Genomic DNA, 21107 nt, shown 5'->3' with positions numbered 1-21107 from the left:
CCCTGTTCCTTGAAATAGCGGGCTATGAAAGACTAGCGACCCTCTGCACAGTTCACTATTTATTTGCGCCTGGCCTCAAGCCCGCGCCTTTCGAGTATTTATGCCCGCCATCGACCATCCCCTGATAGACCGCTTCCTCGATGCGCTATGGCTGGAAAAGGGCCTCTCGGACAACACCCGCGAGGCGTATCGCAGCGACCTGGCGCTGTTCAACGGCTGGCTGCAGGAAAAGGGGCTGGAACTGGTGAATGCCGGCCGCGAGCTGATTCTCGACCACCTCGCCTGGCGGGTGGAGCAAGCCTACAAGCCGCGTTCTACCGCGCGTTTTCTCTCCGGGGTGCGCGGCTTCTATCGTTACCTGCTGCGGGAAAAGCTGATTGCCGTGGACCCCACGCTGCAAGTCGACATGCCGCAGTTGGGGCGGCCGTTGCCCAAGTCCCTGTCGGAGGCCGATGTCGAAGCCCTGCTGGCCGCTCCCGACCTCAGCGAGGCCATTGGCCAGCGCGACCGCGCCATGCTTGAAGTCCTGTATGCCTGCGGCCTGCGGGTCACCGAGCTGATCAGCCTGACCCTGGAGCAGGTCAACCTGCGCCAAGGCGTGCTGCGGGTGATGGGCAAGGGCAGCAAGGAGCGCCTGGTGCCGATGGGCGAGGAAGCGATTGTCTGGGTCGAGCGCTACATGCGCGATGCCCGGGGCGAGCTGCTCGGCGGGCGGCCCAGCGATGTGCTGTTCCCCAGCCAGCGCGGCGAGCAGATGACCCGGCAGACCTTCTGGCACCGGATCAAGCATCAGGCCAAGGTCGCCGGGATCGGCAAGTCGCTGTCGCCCCATACCTTGCGGCACGCCTTCGCCACCCATCTGCTCAACCACGGCGCCGACCTGCGGGTGGTGCAGATGCTGCTCGGCCACAGCGACCTGTCGACCACCCAGATCTACACCCATGTCGCCCGGGCTCGTCTGCAGGATCTGCACGCCAAGCACCATCCCCGCGGTTGAGTGAGGCATCGGTCACGCCCCGGAAGCGGCTCCGCGCTGATCGGCAAGTGACCGGCTTGGCTCAGCGGGAGCCCGCCAGGCGGGCCTTATGTGGTAGGCTTTGCCGGTTTGCAAAGTGGGCCGTTATGACCCGGTGTTCCAGTACGGGCGTTCTGACCGTCCCATTTGTCCGCCTTCAGGAGTTCCCAATGCGCGTGACCCAGATGATCGCCGCCGCAGCCATTGCGTTGGCCAGTACCTTTGTTATGGCCGATGACGCCGCCGAAAAAGCGATTCGTAAAAGCCTCCAGGGCCTGCAGCTCGAAGTCCCGGTAGAAAGCATCAGCGCCAGTCCGCTGCCCGGTGTCTATGAAGTCAAGCTCAAGGGCAGCCGCGTGCTGTACGCCAGCGCCGACGGCCAGTTCGTAATGCAGGGCTACCTGTTCCAGCTCAAGGACGGCAAGCCGGTCAACCTGACCGAAAAGACCGAGCGCCTGGGCGTGGCCAAGCTGATCAACGCCATTCCGGTCGCTGAAACCGTGGTCTACCCGGCCATCGGCGAAACCAAGACCCACATCACCGTCTTCACCGACACCACCTGCCCGTACTGCCACAAGCTGCACGCCGAAGTGCCTGAACTGAACAAGATGGGCGTGGAAGTGCGTTACGTCGCCTTCCCGCGCCAGGGCCTGGGTTCGCCGGGCGACGAGCAGTTGCAGGCGGTCTGGTGCTCGGCCGACAAGAAAGCGGCCATGGACAAGATGGTCGATGGCAAGGAAATCAAGGCCGCCAAGTGCGCCAACCCGGTTTCCAAGCAGTTCGCCCTGGGCCAGTCGATCGGTGTGAACGGCACGCCGGCCATCGTTTTGGCCGACGGCCAAGTGATTCCGGGCTACCAGCCTGCGCCACAAGTCGCCAAACTGGCGCTGGGCGCGAAATAATCCTGCGTCGTCGAGCCTTTGACGATCATGGCGCGGCGGTTGTGGCCGACGTGTCATTAATAGAGAGCCGTGTGGTTTGCGGCTGTTTTCCACGGCCGACCTAGTGTCGGCCGTTTCATGGGGAGTTCAGAGTGAATCCGGTCAAAGTGGGCATCTGTGGGCTGGGTACCGTCGGTGGCGGTACCTTCAATGTACTTCAGCGCAACGCCGAGGAAATTGCTCGTCGTGCCGGGCGTGGAATCGAAGTGGCACAAATTGCCATGCGCACGCCAAAGCCTCAGTTCCAGACGACCGGTATTGCGATTACCAACGATGTGTTCGAAGTGGCCACGAACCCTGAGATCGACATCGTCATAGAGCTGATGGGCGGCTATACCGTTGCCCGCGAGCTGGTACTCAAGGCCATCGAGCATGGTAAACATGTGGTCACCGCCAACAAGGCGCTTATCGCCGTACACGGTAACGAAATTTTCGCCAAGGCCCGTGAGAAGGGGGTGATCGTGGCGTTCGAAGCCGCCGTGGCGGGTGGTATTCCAGTCATCAAGGCGATCCGCGAAGGCCTGGCGGCCAACCGCATCAACTGGGTGGCCGGGATCATCAACGGCACTGGCAACTTCATCCTCACCGAAATGCGCGAGAAGGGTCGCACCTTCGAAGACGTGCTGGTCGAGGCCCAGGCCCTGGGTTACGCCGAAGCCGACCCGACCTTCGACGTCGAAGGCATCGACGCGGCGCACAAGCTGACCATCCTGGCGTCCATCGCCTTTGGTATCCCGCTGCAGTTCGACAAGGCCTATACCGAAGGCATCACCAAGCTGACCACCGCCGACGTGAACTACGCCGAGGCCCTGGGCTATCGCATCAAGCACCTGGGCGTGGCCCGCCGCACCGATGCCGGCATCGAGCTGCGCGTGCACCCGACGCTGATCCCGGCCGATCGCCTGATCGCCAACGTCAATGGCGTGTTCAACGCGGTGATGGTCAACGGCGACGCCGTCGGCTCCACCCTGTACTACGGCGCCGGCGCCGGCATGGAGCCGACCGCTTCGTCGGTGATCGCCGACCTGGTGGACGTGGTTCGCGCCATGACCAGCGACCCGGAGAACCGCGTGCCGCACCTGGCCTTCCAGCCGGACTCGCTGTCGGCCCACCCGATCCTGCCGATCGAGGCCTGCGAAAGCGCCTACTACCTGCGGATCCAGGCCAAGGATCACCCGGGCGTACTGGCCCAGGTGGCGAGCATCCTGTCCGAGCGCGGCATCAACATCGAGTCGATCATGCAGAAAGAGGTCGAAGAACACGACGGCCTGGTGCCGATGATCCTGCTGACCCACCGGGTGGTGGAACAGCGCATCAACGATGCGATCACCGCGCTGGAAGCCCTGCAGGGCGTAGTCGGTCCGGTCGTACGGATCCGCGTCGAGCACCTGAACTAATCCGCTTCGTTGCGGGAGCCCCGGCGGCTCCCGCTTGAGAACTCTTTTTAGAGGAGCCAGTCATGCGTTACATCAGCACCCGCGGCCAGGCACCGGCCCTGAATTTCGAAGACGTCCTGCTGGCCGGCCTGGCGAGCGACGGCGGCCTGTACGTACCGGAAAACCTGCCACGTTTCACCCAGGAGGAAATCGCTTCCTGGGCCGGCCTGCCATACCACGAGCTGGCTTTCCGGGTGATGCGCCCGTTCGTCACCGGCAGCATTCCGGATGCCGACTTCAAGAAAATCCTCGAGGAAACCTACGGTGCCTTTTCCCACAACGCCATTGCCCCGCTGCGCCAGCTGAACGGCAACGAGTGGGTCCTGGAGCTGTTCCACGGCCCGACCCTGGCGTTCAAGGACTTCGCCCTGCAACTGCTGGGTCGCCTGCTGGACTACGTGCTGGAGAAGCGCGGCGAGCGCGTGGTGATCATCGGCGCCACTTCCGGCGATACCGGTTCGGCCGCCATCGAAGGCTGCAAGCGTTGCGACAACGTCGATATCTTCATCCTGCACCCGCACAACCGTGTGTCCGAAGTGCAGCGCCGGCAGATGACCACCATCTTCGGCGAGAACATCCACAACATCGCTATCGAAGGCAACTTCGACGACTGCCAGGAAATGGTCAAGGCCAGCTTCGCCGACCAGGGCTTCCTCAAGGGCACTCGCCTGGTGGCGGTGAACTCGATCAACTGGGCGCGGATCATGGCCCAGATCGTCTACTACTTCCACGCGGCCCTGCAGCTGGGCGGCCCGGCGCGTTCGGTGGCGTTCTCGGTACCGACCGGCAACTTCGGCGATATCTTCGCCGGTTACCTGGCCCGCAACATGGGCCTGCCGATCAACCAGCTGATCGTCGCCACCAACCGCAACGACATCCTGCACCGCTTCATGAGCGGCAACCAGTACGTCAAGGAAACCCTGCACGCCACCCTGTCGCCGTCGATGGACATCATGGTCTCGTCGAACTTCGAGCGCCTGCTGTTCGACCTGCACGGTCGCAACGGTGCCGCGCTGGCCGCGCTGATGGACTCCTTCAAGCAAGGTGGCGGTTTCAGCGTCGAGCAGGAGCGCTGGACCGAAGCGCGCAAGCTGTTCGATTCCCTGGCCGTGGACGACGCCCAGACCTGCGAGACCATCGCCGAAGTCTTCGCCCAGACCGGCGAAGTGCTCGACCCGCACACCGCGATCGGCGTGAAGGCCGCCCGTGAGTGCCGTCGCAGCCTGGATATCCCGATGGTGGTGCTGGGCACCGCGCATCCGGTGAAATTCCCGGAAGCGGTGGAAAAGGCCGGGATCGGCAAGGCCCTGGAACTGCCGGCGCACCTGTCCGACCTGTTCCAGCGCGAAGAGCGTTGCACCGTCCTGGCCAACGACCTGAAGGCCGTCCAGGCCTTCGTCAGCCAGCACGGCAATCGCGGCAAACCGCTCTGATCGAGTGACATCGATCGTCAACAAGGCCCGTCTCTGACGGGCCTTGTCTTTTTATACACAGGCTGTTTATCGCGATGCGTCTTTTAAGGATCGAGCTCAAGGACAGGGCACAAGGACAGGGCGACGCCGCGTCGAGGATCACTCACAGGATGCTTATGTTGCTGCGCCCGGTTTTCCGCACATTGATGGTTTTGGCGATGCTGTCCCTGGCCCCGTGCCTGATGGCGGCGCAGAACCTGCCCTTCAAGCTGGTGCCGGCCTTCGTCCAGCTGCAACCGCTCACCCTGGCTTCGGCCGAACGGCAATGGCTGGCGGGCCGTGGCACCTTGAAGGTGGGCATTTCGATCGACGACTACCAGCCGATCGACATCACCCGCGACCGCAACCGTTACCAGGGCATCAGCGCCGATTACCTGAGCCTGGTCGGCGAACGCCTGGGCGTGTCCCTGGAAGTCCTGGGGTTCTCCGAGCGCGAACAGGCGGTCGAGGCGCTGCGCACGGGGGCGATCGATATCCTGACCAGCGCCAACGGTTATGAGCGTGGCGCCGCGGGGCTGCATTTCTCCAGTGACTACATGCCCGACCGCGCGGTCGTGGTGGTGCGCCGGGACGAGGCGGAAATTCCCGAAGACCTGGCTGGCAAGAAAGTGGTGCTGCTCGAGGGCTATGCGGACGCCAAGATTGCCCATGCGGCCTATCCCCACAGCCAGATCATTCTTTCGCCCAATCTGTACAGCGGCCTGGAAGCCCTGAAACAGGGGGATGTCGATGCCTTTATCGGCAACGAGGTGATCGTCCGTGCCTACAAGGCGCTGCGCCCTTACCTGGGGTTGCAGGTCCGCACCGAAAGCCGGTTGCCGCCGATCGGCTTTGCCTTCGCCACGCGCCAGACCGACCCGCTGCTCGGCCGCCTGATCGAACAGGCGCTGCAAAGCATCGACGACTCCACGCGGCGGGAGATCCTGGCCCGCTGGACCACCGGGCTGGGTGCCAGCACTGGCGACGAGCGGATCAAGCTGAGCAAGCAGGAGCGCGCCTGGCTGCTCGAGCATCAGCATGTGGTAGTGGCGTCCCAGCAGTTTCCGCCCTACGTGTTCAAGGATAAGGACGGCCAGTGGGCCGGGCTGAATATCGACCTGCTCAACCGCATCTCGAGGATGACCGGGCTGCAATTCGTCCAGGAGGAAACCTTCTCCACGGCCCACACCCTGGATCTGCTGCTCAAGGGCCGGGCGCAGATGAACACCACGCTGTCGGCCAACGATGAGCGCTGCGGCTTCCTCGACTTCACCCATGCCTTTGGCGGTTCGGCCTGGGTGTTCGTGGTGCGCGCCGACGACATCCAGCTCAATACCTTCAACCAATTGGCCGGCAAGGTCCTGGCGCTTCCGGCCAAGCATGCGCTGGAGAGCTACGTCCGGCAGAACTACCCGAAGGTCCACCTGCGTCTGGTCGACACCTACCTGGAGGCGCGGGCCCTGGTGGCCAGCGGCGAGGCCGACGCGACCATCCAGAACGAAGTCGAGGTGCAGGGCTACCCGGCGAACGGCCTGCGCATCGGCCGCAGCGTCGAGGGCAAGTGGTCGGCCGACGAATTGTCGGTGCGCCGGGACCAGCCCGAGCTGCTGAGTATCCTGAACAAGGCCCTGGAAGCCTTCCCGGTGGCCGAGCTCAGCGCCATCCGCCTGAAATGGCTGGGGGTGACGCCGGTGCCGGTGCCGATGTGGCAGCGAGTGCCGGTATGGATCTATTGGGTCACCTTTACCGCGATCCTGTTCGGCTTGCTGTCTTTGGCCTGGAACACCCGGCTCAAGGGGCAGATCCGCCAGCGCCTGCAAGCCGAGCAACGGCTCAACGATCAGCTGGCGTTCAAGCGCGCCTTGCTCGACGGCATCCCCAACCCGATCTTCGTCCGCGACCTGGCCGGACGCCTGATCACCTGCAACAAAAGCTACGAAACCCAGACCGGCATGCGCCTGGAACAGATCAAGGGGCTGTGCCTGACCGAGCTGGATGTGTTGCCCGAGGCCACGGCCCGGCAACTGCACCGCGAGTTCCTGGAGCAGTTGGAGTCGCAGGAGTCGGTGTTCGTCGACCGGCAGATCGAATCCAGGAACGGCCCGGTGCAGGTCTATCAATGGACGGTGCCGTTCTACAGCGCCCAGGGCGAGTTGCAGGGGCTGCTGGGGGGCTGGATCGACATCACCGAGCGCAAGCGCCTCGAGGAAGAGCTGCTGGAGGCGCGTCGCGCCGCGGATCAGGCGAACTACGCCAAGAGCGCCTTTCTCTCGACCCTGAGCCATGAGATTCGCACGCCGATGAACGCGATCATCGGTTTGCTGGAGCTGGAAAAGGAACAGGCGCGCCTGCGCGGCATGCCGTTTTCCGATGCCTTGCGCGTGGCTTATCAGTCGGCGCAGGAGCTGGTCGGCCTGATGGGCGACAACCTCGACCTGGCCAAGATCGAGGCCGGGCACATGCAGCTGGCGCCGCAGACCGTGGCCCTGCGAGGCTTCTTCGAAGACATACAGCAACTGTTCGAGGTCACCGCGCGCAACAAGGGGCTGCACCTGACGCTGGCCTTCGACAAGGCGGCGGACGGTTTCTACTGGCTCGATCCATTGCGCCTGCGCCAGGTGCTGCACAACCTGCTGAGCAATGCCCTGAAGTTCACCCAGGTCGGCGAGGTGCGGGTATCCGTCGAGCGCCAGGCCGATGAACACGGCGCCGACCGCCTGTGCATCAGCGTGGCCGACACCGGGCCAGGCATCAGCCCGGAGAAGCAGGCGAGCCTGTTCGATCCGTTCATTCAGGCCCATGTGCAGACGACGCCGGAGCAGGGCGGAACCGGCCTGGGCCTGAGCATCTGCAAGCAGCTGGTGGAGCTGATGGGCGGCCGCATTCTGCTGCAAAGCCAACCCGGCGCGGGGACCCGCGTGACCCTCGAGCTCTATCCGGAGCAAGTGGTCGAGGCTTTCAGCCAGTCGCCCCAGGTGACCAGCGAACGCCCGCAGAGCCGTCGCATGTCGGTGCTGGTGGTCGACGACGTGCGGGCCAATCGCATGGTGCTCAGCCAGCAATTGATGTTCCTCGGGCACAAGGTAGTGGCGCTCGACAGCGCCGAGGCGGCGCTGGCGCGCTGGCAGGGCGAGGCGTTCGACCTGGTGATGACCGACTGCCACATGCCGGGCATGAGCGGTTATCAGCTGAGCGAAGCGATACGTGAGATCGAGGCCCGGGACGGGCGCGACGCCTGCCCGCTGATCGGCTGCACCGCCAATGCCTTCGAGGATGAGCAACAGCGCTGCGAGCAGGCCGGCATGGATGAACTGCTGGTCAAGCCGGTGACCCTGGATCGGTTGGCGCAGATGCTTGCGCGTTTCTTGCCGCCGCCATCCTTTGATATCCAGACCCTGCGCAGCATGACCCAGGCCGACGAGCCGATCCTGCAACGCATGCTGCGCGAGCTGTGGAGCAACCTGGGGCAAGAGCAGGCGGCCCTGGAGTCGGCGGTGCTGGAGCAGGACTGGGCGCGTATCGGCGCGTCCACCCACCGCCTCAAAGGGGTCTGCTGCCTGATCGATGCATTGCCGCTGGCCCAGGTCTGCATCGACCTGGAGGGCGTTGTCCGGGCCCGCTCGACGGCGGTGCTGGCGGAGCACTGGCTGCGCCTGAAGGAGGCCCTTGGCTGCTTGCGCAGCGATATCGAGCCGCACCTGGGTAGCGATTAAGACTTGTCTTATGGGGCGGCCTGCCCTCTGCGATTAACGTACCGGCCCGCTGCGGATTCTCGCCGCTCTCGCCGTATCGGAGGTCGTTCCATGCACTCGTTGAAAGTGCTCGTTCTTGAAGACAATTCGTTCCAGTTGATGGCCCTGCACCAGATGCTCAACGCCAATGGCGTGTTCAACGTGTTGAACGCCGAAAGCGTTGCCGCCGCCCGGCAATCCCTGGACAGCAAGGGACCGGTGGACATCGCCATCTGCGATCTGTACCTGGAGCAGGCCGACGGCCTGGAGCTGATTCGTTACCTGGCGGAGCAACAGCGGGCGAAGGCGCTGATCATCCTCAGCGACGCGCAAGCGGATGTTCGCGAAGGCGCCGCGGCCATGGCCCGGCAGCAGGGCCTGAATGTGCTGGGCTGCCTGCCCAAGCCGGCCTCGGTGACCCTGGTCAATGAGCTGCTGAGCCTGTACCAGCAATGTTTCGAGCCGGGCCCGCAAGCCTTGTCGCTGGCCCAGGTGCGCGAAACCCTGGCGCTGGATGTATTCCAGCCTGAGGCCCCGACCGCCGAGGAAGGGCAGGCGGCAGTACTGCGCCATGGGGTCGCGCACTTTCAGCCGGTGGTCAGCCAGGACGGCGAGGTCCAGGGCGTCGAGGCGCTGGCGCGCTGGCAGCATCCGGAGCATGGCCTGATGCTGCCCGCCGAGTTCCTCCCGGTGATCGAGTTCGCCGGGCTGGAAGAAGCCTTCACCTGGCTCATGCTGGAGCAAGCCATGCAGCTGTCGGCCGGGGTGCGCCTGGTCATGGGCCGCTCGCTGGCGATCTCGGTGAACATCCCGGTGGGCATGCTGGAATTGCCGAACTTCGCCCGCCAGCTGGAAGCCCTGCTGCGCCGTTTTGAAGTACCGGCACGCCTGCTGACCCTGGAAATCGTCGAGACCACCGAGCTGCAAACCGACACCGCCCATGTCGAGGCCCTGCTGCGCCTGCGCATGATCGGTTGCAAGTTGTCGATTGGCGACTTCGGCACCGGTGGCACCAGCCTGCAGCGCCTGCTGGAGTTGCCGTTCACCGAGCTGAAGATCCCGCCGGCCTTTGTCTGCGGGCTGGCGGCCGATGAGCGCAAGTCGGCGGTGGTGGCCGGCGCCATGAGCATGGCCCGGCGCATGTCGCTGGGGTTGGTGCTGGCCGGTATCGAGAGCGCCGCCGACTATGAGGCGGCCAAGCGGCTGGGGCAGGCGCGCCTGCAAGGCTGCTTCATCGCCGAACCCATGAGCGCGGTCGCCGTGCGTCAGTGGATCGCCCGGCGCGTGAGGGCCGACCTCGGCGAAGAGAGAGGCTGAGCCCGCGTTCAGGCCAGCCCGTGTTCCTGCACGTAGATGTACAGCGCCGCGGCGCTGGACAGGCCGAGCTTGCGCATGGCGCTGACCTTCTGGGTGCTGACGGTCTTTTTGCTGCGGCTGAGCTTGGCGGCGATTTCCCCGACCGTCAGCCCGGCCGCCAGCAGGCGGATCACTTCGAGCTCGCGGGGCGACAGCTGTTCCCCGGACAGCAGGCGATCCGGCCCGACCTCGCCCGCCAGGCTGAGGAGTTGCTGGATGGCCTGGGCGACGAACACCTTGTTGCGGCGCACATGGCTGATCGCCGCCGGCAGTTCATCGGCCAGGCTGGCCTTGCTCAGCAGGCCCATGACGCCCAGGTCGAGAATCGAGCGGAACAGCCCAGCGTTGTTGAGCATGGTCACCACCACGATCGGCAGCTCGGGGTGATGCCGGCGCAGTTGCTCGATCAGGCGCAGGCCGTCGTTCTGCTGCTCTCCCGGCATCATGAAGTCGGTGACCAGGACTTCGCAGGGACAGCTTTGCAGCAGTTCGCCGAGGGCGGTCGGGGAGCTGGCTTCGCCGACGATCTCCAGGTTGTCGTCGCGCTCCAGGACCGCCCGCAGGCCGATAAGGAAAATCGGGTGATCGTCGGCCAGGACGATCTGCAGTTTTTTATTGGATGTTTGATTCAAGACTCGCTCCGGTGAGAAGGCAGCATTTCGGCCAGGCCCAGCAGCTGGGCAACTGTCATCGCTGCACCGCCGGGCTTTACCAACCGCTCGAGGAGAGGGCCCCCATGGCCACAACCCTACCTGCCAGAAAGACCTGCACAAGGCCTGAAAATCCGCCCAGGGAGCAGGTTGCGATGCCGGTCCGGATCGACCCTCGGCGCTATTCCTGCCAACAGGCGGTGTCGCGCTACAAGAAGGTCGAGGCGCTGATCGATCAGCCGGCACCGTCGCGTTCGTTTCTGGTTTGAAGTGCCGATTCTAGTCTGATACGGGCTGTTTTTTATCTGTCATGTTTTGCGGGCATGCTGGATCAACTCAGGTCGGCAACCGCCAGCGGTTGCGAACTTTCTTCTCTGGGCGATGGTCACTTGAATGCCAGAAAGCTACCGGCATTGGTGTATTCGAGCCTTAATTCCAGCTATTGAGTGGTGATCGAGATGGAAAGTATCAGCCTATTGTTGGGTGAAGCTTTGAGCCCGTATCAGGTAACGCTGACCCCGCGCGCGCAAGGGGAATGCCTGGTGACCCTGAAGAATGCCTTGGGGGCCATCGTGGTCGAGCGTGAGTTCAACCAGGTCCAGTTGACCGACAAGCGCCAGTTGACCGATGTCGTCGACGGCCTGCATCGCGACGTATTGATCGCTGAAGGTCGCCTGGAACCCTGTGTCATCGCGGCCTTGCGCAATGTGGCCCAGGAGAAGGCGTTCGACAGCGCACGCTGATTGGAAATTTTCGGGAACCTTCGCTTCAGCCCATCAGTCAGACCCTTGGCAACAGGATCGAGCATTGTGCTCCGGTGCTTGTCGCTTGTTGCACGGGTCTGGTTTCAGACCACGTTTAACCCCGAGTCGTCTCCCCACTGCTCGGGGTTTCTTTTTGCCCGGATTTTTTAGCGCTGCGGCGCGTCGTGGAAAAACGCCAGGGCATCGCTGCGGTATTGCTCGCGCAGCGACGGTTCCAGCCACTGGGCATAAAGCTCCAGCAAGGTGTGCGGGCGCAGTTCGAGCAGCGCCCGGTTGATGCGCTCCACCGCCTGGCGGCCCTGCGCTGTGTTCGAACAGCCGACGTTCACCGATTGATACTTGGGCATGCCCTGGATCGGGTAGAACTCCAGCTCGTTCGGATCGATCCCTTGCTGTTGCGCCTGGAAACGAATCTCCGGCTGGTAGCCGATCAGGGCTTTGAGGCGTCCGTGCCTTTGCATCTGCAGCAGGTTGCCGATGGCGCTGTTGCCGTAGTGGGCCATCAGGGCTCCGGGCGGCGCCTGTGCGAGCAGGCTGTCGATCTGCTCGCCGTAACTGCGCTCGGCCACCACGCCAACGTTGTGCGGGGCGCTGGCCAGGAGCGCACGCAAATCGATCTGGCCGTCGTGGATAAACGGCTGCACGCCATCACGGTCTTTGCGACGCACCGCCAGGCCGTTGCTGAACACGCGAAAACTGGTGATGGAAAACGCGATCCACTGTGCCCGCTGCAGGTTGAACATCAGCGCCGGATCGCAGACGAAGGGTTGCTCCCGGAGCATCTGCATGCCCCGGGCGCGGTTGACGTGCACGATCTGGTGGTCGTACTCCGGCAGGCTGGCCATCAGCACAGGCAAGGCCTGGTCGATCACCCCGCGGCCTTTTTGCGGGCCTTCGAAAATCGTCGTTGGCGGCAGGTCGCGCAGGACCCAGACCAAGGTGTTCCTGGCCTGGCTGACCTGGGGCCAGGTGCCGAGTGCCAGCAACATAAAAAACACACCTATCCCGCGAATCATTCGCCCGCCACTGCATGGGTTCATCAGGCTGCTGATCCTTGTCGGTAAAACTCTCATTGTCGCGAAATCGTGTTCAACGCTAGATCGCGCCGCTGTCACGCAGGCTTTTGATCTGCTGCTCGTCGTAACCCAGGGCGCCCAGTACCTGGGCATTGTGTTCGCCGAGCGCGGGGCCGACCCATTCGGACGAGCCTGGGGTGTCCGAGAGTTTCGGCACGATGCCGGGCATCTTGAATGCCTTGCCGTCCGGCAGCTTGGCCTGGAGGAACATCTCCCGGGCGAGAAACTGCGGATCGCTGAACATGTCCTCGGCGCTGAAGATACGGCTGGCGGGGACTTCCGCCTGGTTCAGCAATTCGAGCACGCGCTCCAGCGGCAGCGAGTTGACCCAGCGATCGATGACCCCATACAGCTCGTCGCGCCGGCTATCGCGGCCGTCATTGCTGGCCAGGGCCGGGTCGTTGGCCAGGTCTTCGCGGCCGATCACCTGCATGAAGCGCTTGAAGATCGCATCGCCGTTGGCGCCGATCTGCACGTGCTTGCCATCGGCGCTGGTGTGGATGGAGGAGGGCGTGATGCCGGGCATGATGTTGCCGGTGCGTTCGCGGATGAAACCGAAGACGTCGAACTCCGGGACCATGCTTTCCATCATGGCGAAGATCGCTTCGTACAACGCCACGTCCACCACCTGGCCCTGGCCGCCGTTGACCTCGCGGTGCCGCAGGGCCATCAGCGCGCCGATCACACCCCAGAGGGCAGCAATCGAGTCGCCGATGGAAATGCCGGTGCGCACCGGCGGGCGGTCCTCGAAACCGGTGATGTAGCGCAGCCCGCCCATGGACTCGCCAACCGCGCCGAAACCGGGCTGGTCCTTCATCGGCCCGGTCTGGCCGAAACCGGACAGGCGCACCATCACCAGCTTGGGGTTGAGCGCGTGCAGGGTGTCCCAGCCCAGGCCGAGTTTTTCCAGGACCCCGGGGCGGAAGTTCTCGATCAGGATGTCGGCCTCCGCCAACAGCTTCTTCAGCACCTCCAGGCCGTCCGGGTGCTTGAGGTTCAGGGTCAGGGACTGTTTGTTGCGCGCCTGGACGAACCACCACAGCGACGTGCCTTCATACAGCTTGCGCCACTTGCGCAGCGGGTCGCCGCCATCGGGCGATTCGACCTTGACCACCTCGGCGCCGAATTCGGCGCAGATACGCGAGGCGAACGGGCCGGCGATCAGGGTGCCGAGTTCGACGACTTTCAGGCCGGCAAGGGGTTTGGCGGTAAGCGGCATGGAAGATCCTTGTAGGACAAAGATTGGACGGTAGAGCGTTTTAACATAGCCCGGCGCTCCCTCGCCAAAGGATGATGGTGCGCGATTCGTGGATTGGCCCGTGCATCGGTTAGACTTGCCGCCTTTCCTCGTATCAAGAAGCCCCGTCCATGGCCCAGCCGTCTACCACCTACAAGTTTGAATTGAACCTGACTGACCTCGATCGCGGGGTGTACGAAAGCGTCAAGCAAACCATCGCCCGCCATCCGTCGGAAACCGAAGAACGCATGACCGTGCGCCTGCTGGCCTACGCCCTTTGGTACAACGAACACCTGTCGTTCGGTCGTGGCCTGTCGGAAGTGGATGAGCCGGCCCTGTGGGAAAAAAGCCTGGACGACCGTGTGTTGCACTGGATCGAAGTCGGCCAGCCGGACGCCGAGCGCCTGACCTGGTGCTCGCGCCGTACCGAGCGCACCAGCCTGCTGGCCTACGGCAGCCTGCGCGTGTGGCAGACCCGGGTGGTGGACGCGGTGAAGAACCTGAAGAACCTCAATATCGCCGGCGTGCCCCAGGACGTCCTGGAAGTCCTGGCCAAGGACATGCCGCGCGTTATCAAGTGGGACGTGATGATCAGCGAAGGCACGATCTTCGTCACCGACGATCGTGGCCAGCACGAAGTCCAGCTGGAATGGCTGTTGGGCGAGCGCTGAGTTCGCCACGCCGCGCGCTGTTTCGCTGTATCCCCCGTATCGAAGAGAAGCTTCTGTCACCCCATGCGTATCGAACCTCGTGAGTTGCCCGCCACCCTGCCGTTTCTCGGTGATCTGCCGCCGTTGCTGACCCGCCTGTACGCCGCCCGTGGCGTGCAGTCCGAGGCCGAGCTGGACAAGAGCCTGGCGCGGTTGATCCCGTTCCAGCAGCTCAAGGGCATCGAGGCCGCGGTGGACCTGCTGGTGACCGCGCTGGAGCAGCGCGAACGCATCCTGATCGTCGGCGACTTCGACGCCGACGGCGCCACCGCCAGTACCGTGGGCATGCTTGGCCTGCGCCTGCTGGGCGCGGCCCATGTCGATTACCTGGTGCCGAACCGTTTCGAATACGGCTACGGCCTGACCCCGGAAATCGTCGCGGTGGCCCTGGAGCGCCAGCCCCAGCTGCTGATCACCGTGGACAACGGCATCTCCAGTGTCGAGGGCGTGGCGGCGGCCAGGGCGGCCGGGCTGAAAGTGCTGGTCACCGACCACCACTTGCCGGGCCACGAGTTACCGGCGGCCGATGCCATCGTCAACCCGAACCAGCCCGGCTGCGAGTTTCCGAGCAAGGCCCTGGCCGGGGTCGGGGTGATCTTTTATGTGCTGATGGCGCTGCGGGCCCGCCTGCGCAGTCTCGGCTGGTACGAAACCAAGCCGCAGCCGAACATCGGCGAGCTGCTGGATCTGGTGGCGCTGGGCAGCGTCGCCGACGTGGTGCCGCTGGACGCCAACAACCGCATCCTGGTGCACCAGGGGCTGGAGCGGATTCGTGCCGGGCGGGCGCGGCCGGGGATCAAGGCGATCCTCGAAGTGGCCAAGCGCGAGGCGTCGCGCATCACCTCCACCGACCTGGGGTTCATCCTTGGCCCACGGCTGAATGCCGCCGGTCGCCTGGACGATATGAGCCTGGGCATCGAATGCCTGCTCAGCCATGACATGGCCCTGGCGCGGGAAATGGCCAGCCAGCTGGACGAGTTGAACCAGGATCGCAAATCCATCGAGCAGGGCATGCAGCGCGAAGCCCTGGCCCAGCTCAAGGACCTGCCGGCGGAATCGATGCCGTTCGGCCTGTGCCTGTTCGAGCCCGACTGGCACCAGGGGGTGATCGGGATTCTCGCTTCGCGGCTGAAAGAGCGTTACCACCGGCCGACCATCGCCTTTGCCGACGCCGGCGAAGGCATGCTCAAGGGTTCGGCGCGTTCGGTGCCGGGCTTTCATATCCGCGACGCCCTGGACGCGGTGGCGGCCAAGCATCCGGACCTGATCAGCAAGTTCGGCGGTCACGCCATGGCCGCCGGCCTGTCGCTGCCGGAGCAGAATTTCCCGGCTTTCGCCGAAGCCTTCGATGCCGAGGTGCGCCGCCAGCTGCGCGAGGAAGACCTGACCGGACGCCTGCTGTCGGACGGCACCCTGGCGGTGGAAGAGTTCCACCTCGAACTGGCCCGCGCCCTGCGCCATGCCGGGCCCTGGGGCCAGCACTTTCCCGAGCCGCTGTTCCATGGCGTATTCCAATTGGTGGAACAGCGCGTGGTCGGCGAGCGTCACCTCAAGGTGGTACTGCGCAGTGAATGCGGCTCGGTGAAACTCGACGGCATCGCCTTCGGCATCGACCGCGATATCTGGCCGAACCCGACCATCCGCTGGGTGGAACTGGCCTACAAGCTGGACCTCAACGAGTTCCGCGGCCAGGAAACCGTGCAACTGATGATCGCCCATATCGAACCGCGTTAAGGCTGCTGACGCTATCGCGAGCAAGCTCGCTCCTACAGGGAGTGTGTTGCTTCTGTAGGAGCGAGCTTGCTCGCGAAAAAACGCCAGGCCACCGTTACCTTCCTCGGCAAAATGTCTCGGAACCCTGCTGGTCGCGCCGTTGTCGACTAGTCTCTAAACACTGCTTGATTGGCCTTGTGACGTCTTGTCCTTTTTCTCCCGCGGGGGCGGGCGCTGTTCCTTTCCAGTCACTCGTCGACTTTTCAAACAGAACCCTGGAGCCTGACCACTGATCGAGAGGTGCCCCATGAGTCTGCTGCTTGAACCCTATACCCTTCGTCAATTGACCTTACTCAACCGCATCGCGGTATCGCCCATGTGCCAGTACTCCAGCGTAGATGGACTGGCCAATGACTGGCACCTGGTGCACCTCGGCAGTCGTGCCGTGGGCGGCGCCGGACTGATTTTCACCGAGGCCACGGCGGTCACCGCCGACGGGCGCATCACCGCCCAGGACCTTGGCCTGTGGAACGATGAACAGATCGCACCCTTGCAACGCATCACCCGGTTCATCGCCGCCCAGGGCGCAGTCGCCGGCATCCAGCTGGCCCACGCCGGACGCAAGGCCAGCACCCATCGGCCGTGGCTGGGCAAGCATGGCAGCGTCAAGCCCGAGGAGGGCGGCTGGGTCCCGGTAGGCCCTTCGCCGATTGCCTTCGACCCGCAACATACACCGCCGACCCAACTTGACGAGGGGCAGATCGCCGCGATCGTCCAGGCCTTCGTCGACTCGGCCAAACGCGCCCTGGTCGCCGGCTTCAAGGTGGTCGAAGTGCATGCCGCCCACGGCTACCTGCTGCATCAATTCCTCTCGCCCCTGAGCAATCAGCGCCGTGACCAGTACGGTGGCTCCTTCGATAACCGCATTCGCCTGGTCCTGCAGGTGTGTGAGGCGGTGCGGGCGGTCTGGCCGCAAGAGTTGCCGCTGTTCGTCCGGGTGTCGGCGACCGACTGGGTGGAGGACGGCTGGAACCCGGACGAAACCGTCGAGCTGGCCTGCCGCCTGAAGGCCCTGGGTGTGGACCTGATCGATGTTTCCTCGGGCGGCACCGCGGTCAATGCCGAGATCCCCACCGGCCCGGGCTACCAGACCCGCTTCGCCGAACGGGTGCGCAAGGAGTCGGGGATCGCCACCGGCACCGTGGGCATGATCACCGAGCCGGCCCAGGCCGAGCACATTTTGCGTACCTGTCAGGCCGACATCATCTTCCTTGCCCGCGAGTTGCTGCGCGACCCGTACTGGCCGCTGCATGCCGACGACGACCTGAGCGGGCACAAGGCGATCTGGCCGGCGCAGTACCAGCGCGCGACCCATCGCGACCAGCCGATTCACGAGTCGGACCTGCGTGAGTGAGCTGAGCGGGGCATAAAAAAACCGGCCTGTGAGGGCCGGTTTTTTATGCCGTGTCATACACCGCGACCTGTAGTCGCTGCCGCAGGCTGCGATGGGCCGCGTAGCGGACCGCCTCTGGACACAACGGTCGATCGCTCCATCCGCGGCGCCCGTTGACGACCGGTTCCCGGTCGATCGCAGCCTTCGGCAGCGGCTACAGGCGATAGTGCTTCCTCAGCTGTACTTGCGCTTGTCCGGTGCCGGCGGGAAGTACTGGTACAGCCAGGTCTCGCTCAGGGTGCGATCGTTGGTGCGGATGAACAGCCGCAGCTCCACCGGATCGACGCTGTCGTTGGTCGGGTACCAGTCGAAGAGCACGCGATACCCCTGGATCTCGTCCAGCTTCAGCACATGGAAATCCTTGACCTGACCGTTCGACGCGGTGACCACCGGTTCGATGCCGGTGCCCTCCGGCAGTCGCTCCAGGCCGCCGCCATTGAAGTCCACGGCGAAGCGCCGGGCCCAGACCGGCGGGTAATGCTCGCCCGGGGCCCAGCCTTCGACGAAGCCGCCCATGCCCGAACGGGTGGCGTTGACCCGCGCCAGCGGCGTGCCCACCGGTGGCAGGGCGCTCCAGTACAACTTGTAGCCGTAGTTCAGCGAGTCCCCGGCGGCCAGCGGTTTTTTCGGGGTCCAGAAGGCCACGATGTTGTCCAGGGTCTCGCCGGTGGTGGGGATCTCCAGCAGGTCGATCGAGCCTTCGCCCCAGGCGGTGGTCGGCTCGACCCACAGGCTCGGGCGCCGGCTGTACCAGTCCACGGTGTCCTGGTAGTTGGCGAACTCGTGGTCGGTCTGCACCAGGCCGAAGCCCTTCGGGTCCTTGTCGGCGAAGGCGTTGAACTGCAGGGTCGCCGGGTTGTTCAGCGGGCGGCAGATCCACTCGCCGTTGCCGCGCCACATGGCCAGGCGGTCCGAGTCGTGGATCTGCGGATGGATGGTGTCGCACATGCGCCGTTCATGGGTGCCGCAGCTGAACATGCTGGTCATCGGCGCGATGCCCAGCTGTTCGATGGCGGTGCGGGCGTTGACGTGCGCGTCGACGTCCATCACCACGCGCTCGGCCTGGCAGTCGATGTCGAAGCGGTAGGCGCCGGTGGCGCTGGGCGAGTCGAGCAGGGCATAGACCACGAAACGGGTGCTGTCCTTGTCCGGGGTCTCGAACCAGAACTTGGTGAAGTCGGGAAACTCTTCACGTTTCTTGGCGTAGGTGTCGATCGCCAGGCCGCGGGCCGACAGGCCGTACTGGCCGGTCTTGTCCACCGCGCGGAAATAGCTGGCGCCGAGGAAGGACACCACGTCGTGCCTGTCCAGTTCCGGGGCCTTGAACAGCTTGAAGCCGGCAAAGCCCAGGTCGCCCTTGAGCTGCGCGGTGTCGACGCTGGTGTTCTGGTAGTTGAACAGCGACGGGCGGAAATGCACTTCCCGCGCCTGACGGCTCTTGGCGTCGACGCTGTACATGCGCACCGGCTGCTTGAAGCCCATGCCGACATGGAAGAACTGCACGTCCAGCTGGCCGTTCAGCTCCTTCCACAGCGAGTGGTTGCCGTCGTACTGGATCGCGTTGAAGTTCTGCGGGGTCATGGTCGCCAGGGTCGGCGGCAGCACTTGCTTGGTATCCACGTAGGGCTTGCCGGCCAATTGCTTGGCCTGGGCCTTGAGAAGCTCGAAATCGAAGGCCTGCGCTTCGCCGTCGGCGGCGCCCGCCCAGGCCCGGGTGGCCAACAGACCCGTGGCCGACAGGCCGGTGTAGGCTGCCAGCGCCATGGATGCTTTCAGAAGATGCCTGCGATGCATAAGTGAACCTTGTCAGGAGATCCCGAGCCCTTCCTGGCTGCGCTGGATCGGAAATGGAGGTTCGGTCATGCCTTCGGCCAAACACAACGGACTTTTAACAGCTGGCGGATAGAATAATCGGTTCGCCCGGGGCAAAAAATGCCCCGCGTGTATCGATACGTAAAACCACGGACGGCTTCAGGAAACCCAAGATGCTCAATGAACGCCCTTTGACCCCGCAAGACATCCCGCTGTTCAAACTGATTGACCGCGCGGAACTGATCGAAGCGTTCTACCGCCTGCAGGACGGGCAACTGCTGTGTTATCCCCAGCGCGAAGTGGTGACCGGCTGGCCGCCTGGCGAAGCCGAGCATGACGCGCAGGTCTTGCAGGCGTGTGGACAGCGCGGCGGCTGGCTGTACGGGGTGTTCGACGAGCACCGGCTGGTGGCCGCGGCGGTGGTCGATTGCCTGGTTATCCACAGCGCCGGCTTGCAACTGCGGCAACTGAAGTTCCTGCATGTCAGCCAGGCTTATCGCGGGCGCGGCCTGGGCCAGCGGCTGTTCGGCCTGGCCGCCGAGCAGGCACGGCGCATGGGCGGCGAGGGGCTCTATGTCTCGGCCACGCCATCGCGCAACACCGTGGATTTCTACTGCCGCCTGGGCTGCGAGCTGTTGTCGGCCCCCGATCCAGAGCTGCATCGCCTGGAGCCCGAGGACATCCATCTTTACCTCAGGCTGGCCTGATCTTCAGCGGGTTTTGCACCAGGTGAAGATCACCAACAGGCTGAACAGCCTCTGTGATTCATGGGCTGCTACTGATCAACGGCATGAGCCTCGGCACGGCATACAGCACCAGTACGCAACCCAGCCACAGGCCCAGCCAGCGATAGTGGGCCGGCATGCCGCAGGCGTGCCAGCCTTTGGCGGCGGCATACACCAGGGTGATCTGGATCAGCACCAGGGACAGGACCCCGGTGGGAGCCGCCACCGCCGAGACAAAGGGCGCGGCGACGGCGTGGGTCAGTACCAGGCCCAGTTGCAGGGCGGCGAACGGCAGCACCAGCCAGACGGCCACTTGCAGCATCAGGCTGACGATTCGGGAATGACGAGGCATGGGCGCATCCTTGCTGCCGGAGAAGTTTCCGCGCCGCGGGCGGGGAAACCAGGCGTTTTGTGGCGGCGGATGGTGCCGCAACTTGATCGGCTTGGCCAGGCCTCGTTCAATAGCCGCCTTTCAAGGAGATCGGGCAAATGAATTGCGGTTTTTCGGCGTGCGCGCGATGAAGTACAAGAAGACCCTGGCGGTCGTGGGGGGCCTGCTGGGAGCCTGTGTACTGGTGTTCGCCAGCGCGCTCTACACAGTGCTCGAACGCGAGCCCTATTCGGCGACCAGCCCCTCCGGTCGTTACCTGTTGCAGCATGCCTCGGCCGGCGGGCTGCTGGTGCCTTTCGGCGGCAAGGGCTATCTGCAGGTCATCGACCTTGAGGACCCGGATCGGGTCTACCGCACGCCCTTGATCCGGGACTGGTCGCTGGACCTGCGGATGTACGAGGACGACAACAGCATCAGCATCTTTGGCCTGGAGTTCATCAAGGCCACCAAGACCTACATCATTCAGTGGCCGGATTGGCAGCATCACTGGCTCGATTGGTTCATCAGCAACACGCCCTATGAGTTCTGCGCTGAAACCGACGGTAATTGCTATTAGCAGGGCAGGCGGCCTTGCCACATCGTTCTCTGATTCGTGTCGCGACCATCGCGGGCAAGCCTCGCTCCTACGGATTTATACAGTCCGTAG

The 21107-nt window shown here is 64.1% G+C and carries 18 protein-coding genes; 13 read left to right on the top strand and 5 right to left on the bottom strand.

The genetic code is table 11. The features are described 5' to 3' along the window. The first annotated feature begins 100 nt into the window (after positions 1-100). From xerD to PVZ78_RS19015, 6 genes are all read left to right on the top strand, one after another. On the top strand, positions 101-997 hold the full coding sequence (gene xerD, locus PVZ78_RS19040) for a site-specific tyrosine recombinase XerD (RefSeq protein WP_009042324.1): 897 nt from the start codon (positions 101-103) through the stop codon (positions 995-997). Between the two features lie 188 nt (positions 998-1185). After that, on the top strand, positions 1186-1917 hold the full coding sequence (locus tag PVZ78_RS19035; protein WP_009047146.1) for a thioredoxin fold domain-containing protein: 732 nt from the start codon (positions 1186-1188) through the stop codon (positions 1915-1917). 131 nt (positions 1918-2048) lie between these two features. Further along, positions 2049-3353, top strand: a complete 1305-nt coding sequence (locus PVZ78_RS19030; protein WP_009047147.1) for a homoserine dehydrogenase — start codon at positions 2049-2051, stop codon at positions 3351-3353. Positions 3354-3415: 62 nt separating this feature from the next. Further along, entirely contained in the window at positions 3416-4825 is a 1410-nt protein-coding gene (thrC, locus tag PVZ78_RS19025; RefSeq protein WP_016702738.1) for a threonine synthase, read from the top strand. A gap of 155 nt (positions 4826-4980) precedes the next feature. Then, positions 4981-8556: an ATP-binding protein gene (locus PVZ78_RS19020; protein ID WP_273829084.1), complete on the top strand. Its 3576-nt coding sequence runs from the start codon at positions 4981-4983 to the stop codon at positions 8554-8556. A 90-nt stretch (positions 8557-8646) separates the two neighbouring features. Continuing rightward, positions 8647-9891 (top strand): EAL domain-containing response regulator, encoded by a 1245-nt coding sequence (locus PVZ78_RS19015; RefSeq protein WP_124310434.1) that lies wholly within the window; start codon positions 8647-8649, stop codon positions 9889-9891. A gap of 8 nt (positions 9892-9899) precedes the next feature. On the opposite strand, the gene PVZ78_RS19010 is transcribed toward PVZ78_RS19015, so the two are convergent. Beyond that, the gene (locus PVZ78_RS19010; RefSeq protein WP_273829083.1) at positions 9900-10562 is read right to left on the bottom strand and encodes a response regulator transcription factor; all 663 of its coding nucleotides are present in this window, start codon (positions 10560-10562) and stop codon (positions 9900-9902) included. A gap of 104 nt (positions 10563-10666) precedes the next feature. Between PVZ78_RS19010 and PVZ78_RS19005 the strand changes: the two genes are divergently transcribed. Together PVZ78_RS19005 and PVZ78_RS19000 are read left to right on the top strand one after the other, a co-directional pair. Next, positions 10667-10849 (top strand): hypothetical protein, encoded by a 183-nt coding sequence (locus PVZ78_RS19005; protein ID WP_124336107.1) that lies wholly within the window; start codon positions 10667-10669, stop codon positions 10847-10849. A gap of 189 nt (positions 10850-11038) precedes the next feature. Further along, positions 11039-11323, top strand: coding sequence for a DUF3509 domain-containing protein (locus PVZ78_RS19000; protein WP_016702741.1), 285 nt, complete (start codon positions 11039-11041; stop codon positions 11321-11323). Between the two features lie 167 nt (positions 11324-11490). On the opposite strand, the gene PVZ78_RS18995 is transcribed toward PVZ78_RS19000, so the two are convergent. Beyond that, entirely contained in the window at positions 11491-12333 is an 843-nt protein-coding gene (locus PVZ78_RS18995; RefSeq protein ID WP_273829082.1) for a TIGR02285 family protein, read from the bottom strand. Between the two features lie 106 nt (positions 12334-12439). Further along, positions 12440-13639 carry a CaiB/BaiF CoA transferase family protein gene (locus tag PVZ78_RS18990; RefSeq protein WP_009047154.1) on the bottom strand — a complete coding sequence of 400 codons (1200 nt, stop codon included), beginning with the start codon at positions 13637-13639 and terminating at the stop codon, positions 12440-12442. Between the two features lie 149 nt (positions 13640-13788). Between PVZ78_RS18990 and PVZ78_RS18985 the strand changes: the two genes are divergently transcribed. The 3 genes from PVZ78_RS18985 (at position 13789) to PVZ78_RS18975 (ending at position 17494) form a co-directional block, all read left to right on the top strand. Next, the gene (locus tag PVZ78_RS18985) at positions 13789-14328 is read left to right on the top strand and encodes a YaeQ family protein (RefSeq protein WP_007923023.1); all 540 of its coding nucleotides are present in this window, start codon (positions 13789-13791) and stop codon (positions 14326-14328) included. A 63-nt stretch (positions 14329-14391) separates the two neighbouring features. Beyond that, on the top strand, positions 14392-16101 hold the full coding sequence (recJ, locus tag PVZ78_RS18980; protein WP_273829081.1) for a single-stranded-DNA-specific exonuclease RecJ: 1710 nt from the start codon (positions 14392-14394) through the stop codon (positions 16099-16101). 286 nt (positions 16102-16387) lie between these two features. Then, positions 16388-17494 carry an NADH:flavin oxidoreductase/NADH oxidase gene (locus tag PVZ78_RS18975; protein WP_009047156.1) on the top strand — a complete coding sequence of 369 codons (1107 nt, stop codon included), beginning with the start codon at positions 16388-16390 and terminating at the stop codon, positions 17492-17494. A 213-nt stretch (positions 17495-17707) separates the two neighbouring features. On the opposite strand, the gene PVZ78_RS18970 is transcribed toward PVZ78_RS18975, so the two are convergent. Then, positions 17708-19327 carry a glucan biosynthesis protein D gene (locus tag PVZ78_RS18970; protein ID WP_124334078.1) on the bottom strand — a complete coding sequence of 540 codons (1620 nt, stop codon included), beginning with the start codon at positions 19325-19327 and terminating at the stop codon, positions 17708-17710. A gap of 191 nt (positions 19328-19518) precedes the next feature. Here PVZ78_RS18970 and PVZ78_RS18965 point away from each other — a divergent pair, with 191 nt between their 5' ends. After that, the gene (locus PVZ78_RS18965; RefSeq protein WP_273829080.1) at positions 19519-20052 is read left to right on the top strand and encodes a GNAT family N-acetyltransferase; all 534 of its coding nucleotides are present in this window, start codon (positions 19519-19521) and stop codon (positions 20050-20052) included. 58 nt (positions 20053-20110) lie between these two features. Here PVZ78_RS18965 and PVZ78_RS18960 read toward each other — a convergent pair whose 3' ends face one another. After that, positions 20111-20422 (bottom strand): hypothetical protein, encoded by a 312-nt coding sequence (locus tag PVZ78_RS18960; RefSeq protein ID WP_016702746.1) that lies wholly within the window; start codon positions 20420-20422, stop codon positions 20111-20113. Positions 20423-20588: 166 nt separating this feature from the next. Here PVZ78_RS18960 and PVZ78_RS18955 point away from each other — a divergent pair, with 166 nt between their 5' ends. Next, positions 20589-21017 carry a hypothetical protein gene (locus tag PVZ78_RS18955; protein ID WP_257374767.1) on the top strand — a complete coding sequence of 143 codons (429 nt, stop codon included), beginning with the start codon at positions 20589-20591 and terminating at the stop codon, positions 21015-21017. Positions 21018-21107 lie beyond the last annotated feature (90 nt).

Origin of the sequence: Pseudomonas sp. SBT1-2 (assembly GCF_028640875.1) — a bacterium.
GTDB lineage: Bacteria > Pseudomonadota > Gammaproteobacteria > Pseudomonadales > Pseudomonadaceae > Aquipseudomonas > Aquipseudomonas chlororaphis_I.
The sequence above is the reverse complement of the archived record's forward strand: the minus strand, read 5'-3'. Positions and strand labels throughout refer to the sequence as shown.

What these genes read in the sequence shown, in the direction of transcription:
- xerD (WP_009042324.1), top strand. Translation starts at nt 101, where the DNA reads ATGCCCGCCATCGACCATCCCCTGATAGACCGCTTCCTCGATGCGCTA.
- PVZ78_RS19035 (WP_009047146.1), top strand. Translation starts at nt 1,186, where the DNA reads ATGCGCGTGACCCAGATGATCGCCGCCGCAGCCATTGCGTTGGCCAGT.
- thrC (WP_016702738.1), top strand. Translation starts at nt 3,416, where the DNA reads ATGCGTTACATCAGCACCCGCGGCCAGGCACCGGCCCTGAATTTCGAA.
- PVZ78_RS19020 (WP_273829084.1), top strand. Translation starts at nt 4,981, where the DNA reads ATGTTGCTGCGCCCGGTTTTCCGCACATTGATGGTTTTGGCGATGCTG.
- PVZ78_RS19015 (WP_124310434.1), top strand. Translation starts at nt 8,647, where the DNA reads ATGCACTCGTTGAAAGTGCTCGTTCTTGAAGACAATTCGTTCCAGTTG.
- PVZ78_RS19005 (WP_124336107.1), top strand. Translation starts at nt 10,667, where the DNA reads ATGGCCACAACCCTACCTGCCAGAAAGACCTGCACAAGGCCTGAAAAT.
- PVZ78_RS19000 (WP_016702741.1), top strand. Translation starts at nt 11,039, where the DNA reads ATGGAAAGTATCAGCCTATTGTTGGGTGAAGCTTTGAGCCCGTATCAG.
- PVZ78_RS18995 (WP_273829082.1), bottom strand. Translation starts at nt 12,333, where the DNA reads ATGTTGCTGGCACTCGGCACCTGGCCCCAGGTCAGCCAGGCCAGGAAC.
- PVZ78_RS18990 (WP_009047154.1), bottom strand. Translation starts at nt 13,639, where the DNA reads ATGCCGCTTACCGCCAAACCCCTTGCCGGCCTGAAAGTCGTCGAACTC.
- PVZ78_RS18985 (WP_007923023.1), top strand. Translation starts at nt 13,789, where the DNA reads ATGGCCCAGCCGTCTACCACCTACAAGTTTGAATTGAACCTGACTGAC.
- recJ (WP_273829081.1), top strand. Translation starts at nt 14,392, where the DNA reads ATGCGTATCGAACCTCGTGAGTTGCCCGCCACCCTGCCGTTTCTCGGT.
- PVZ78_RS18975 (WP_009047156.1), top strand. Translation starts at nt 16,388, where the DNA reads ATGAGTCTGCTGCTTGAACCCTATACCCTTCGTCAATTGACCTTACTC.
- PVZ78_RS18970 (WP_124334078.1), bottom strand. Translation starts at nt 19,327, where the DNA reads ATGCATCGCAGGCATCTTCTGAAAGCATCCATGGCGCTGGCAGCCTAC.
- PVZ78_RS18965 (WP_273829080.1), top strand. Translation starts at nt 19,519, where the DNA reads ATGCTCAATGAACGCCCTTTGACCCCGCAAGACATCCCGCTGTTCAAA.
- PVZ78_RS18960 (WP_016702746.1), bottom strand. Translation starts at nt 20,422, where the DNA reads ATGCCTCGTCATTCCCGAATCGTCAGCCTGATGCTGCAAGTGGCCGTC.
- PVZ78_RS18955 (WP_257374767.1), top strand. Translation starts at nt 20,589, where the DNA reads ATGAAGTACAAGAAGACCCTGGCGGTCGTGGGGGGCCTGCTGGGAGCC.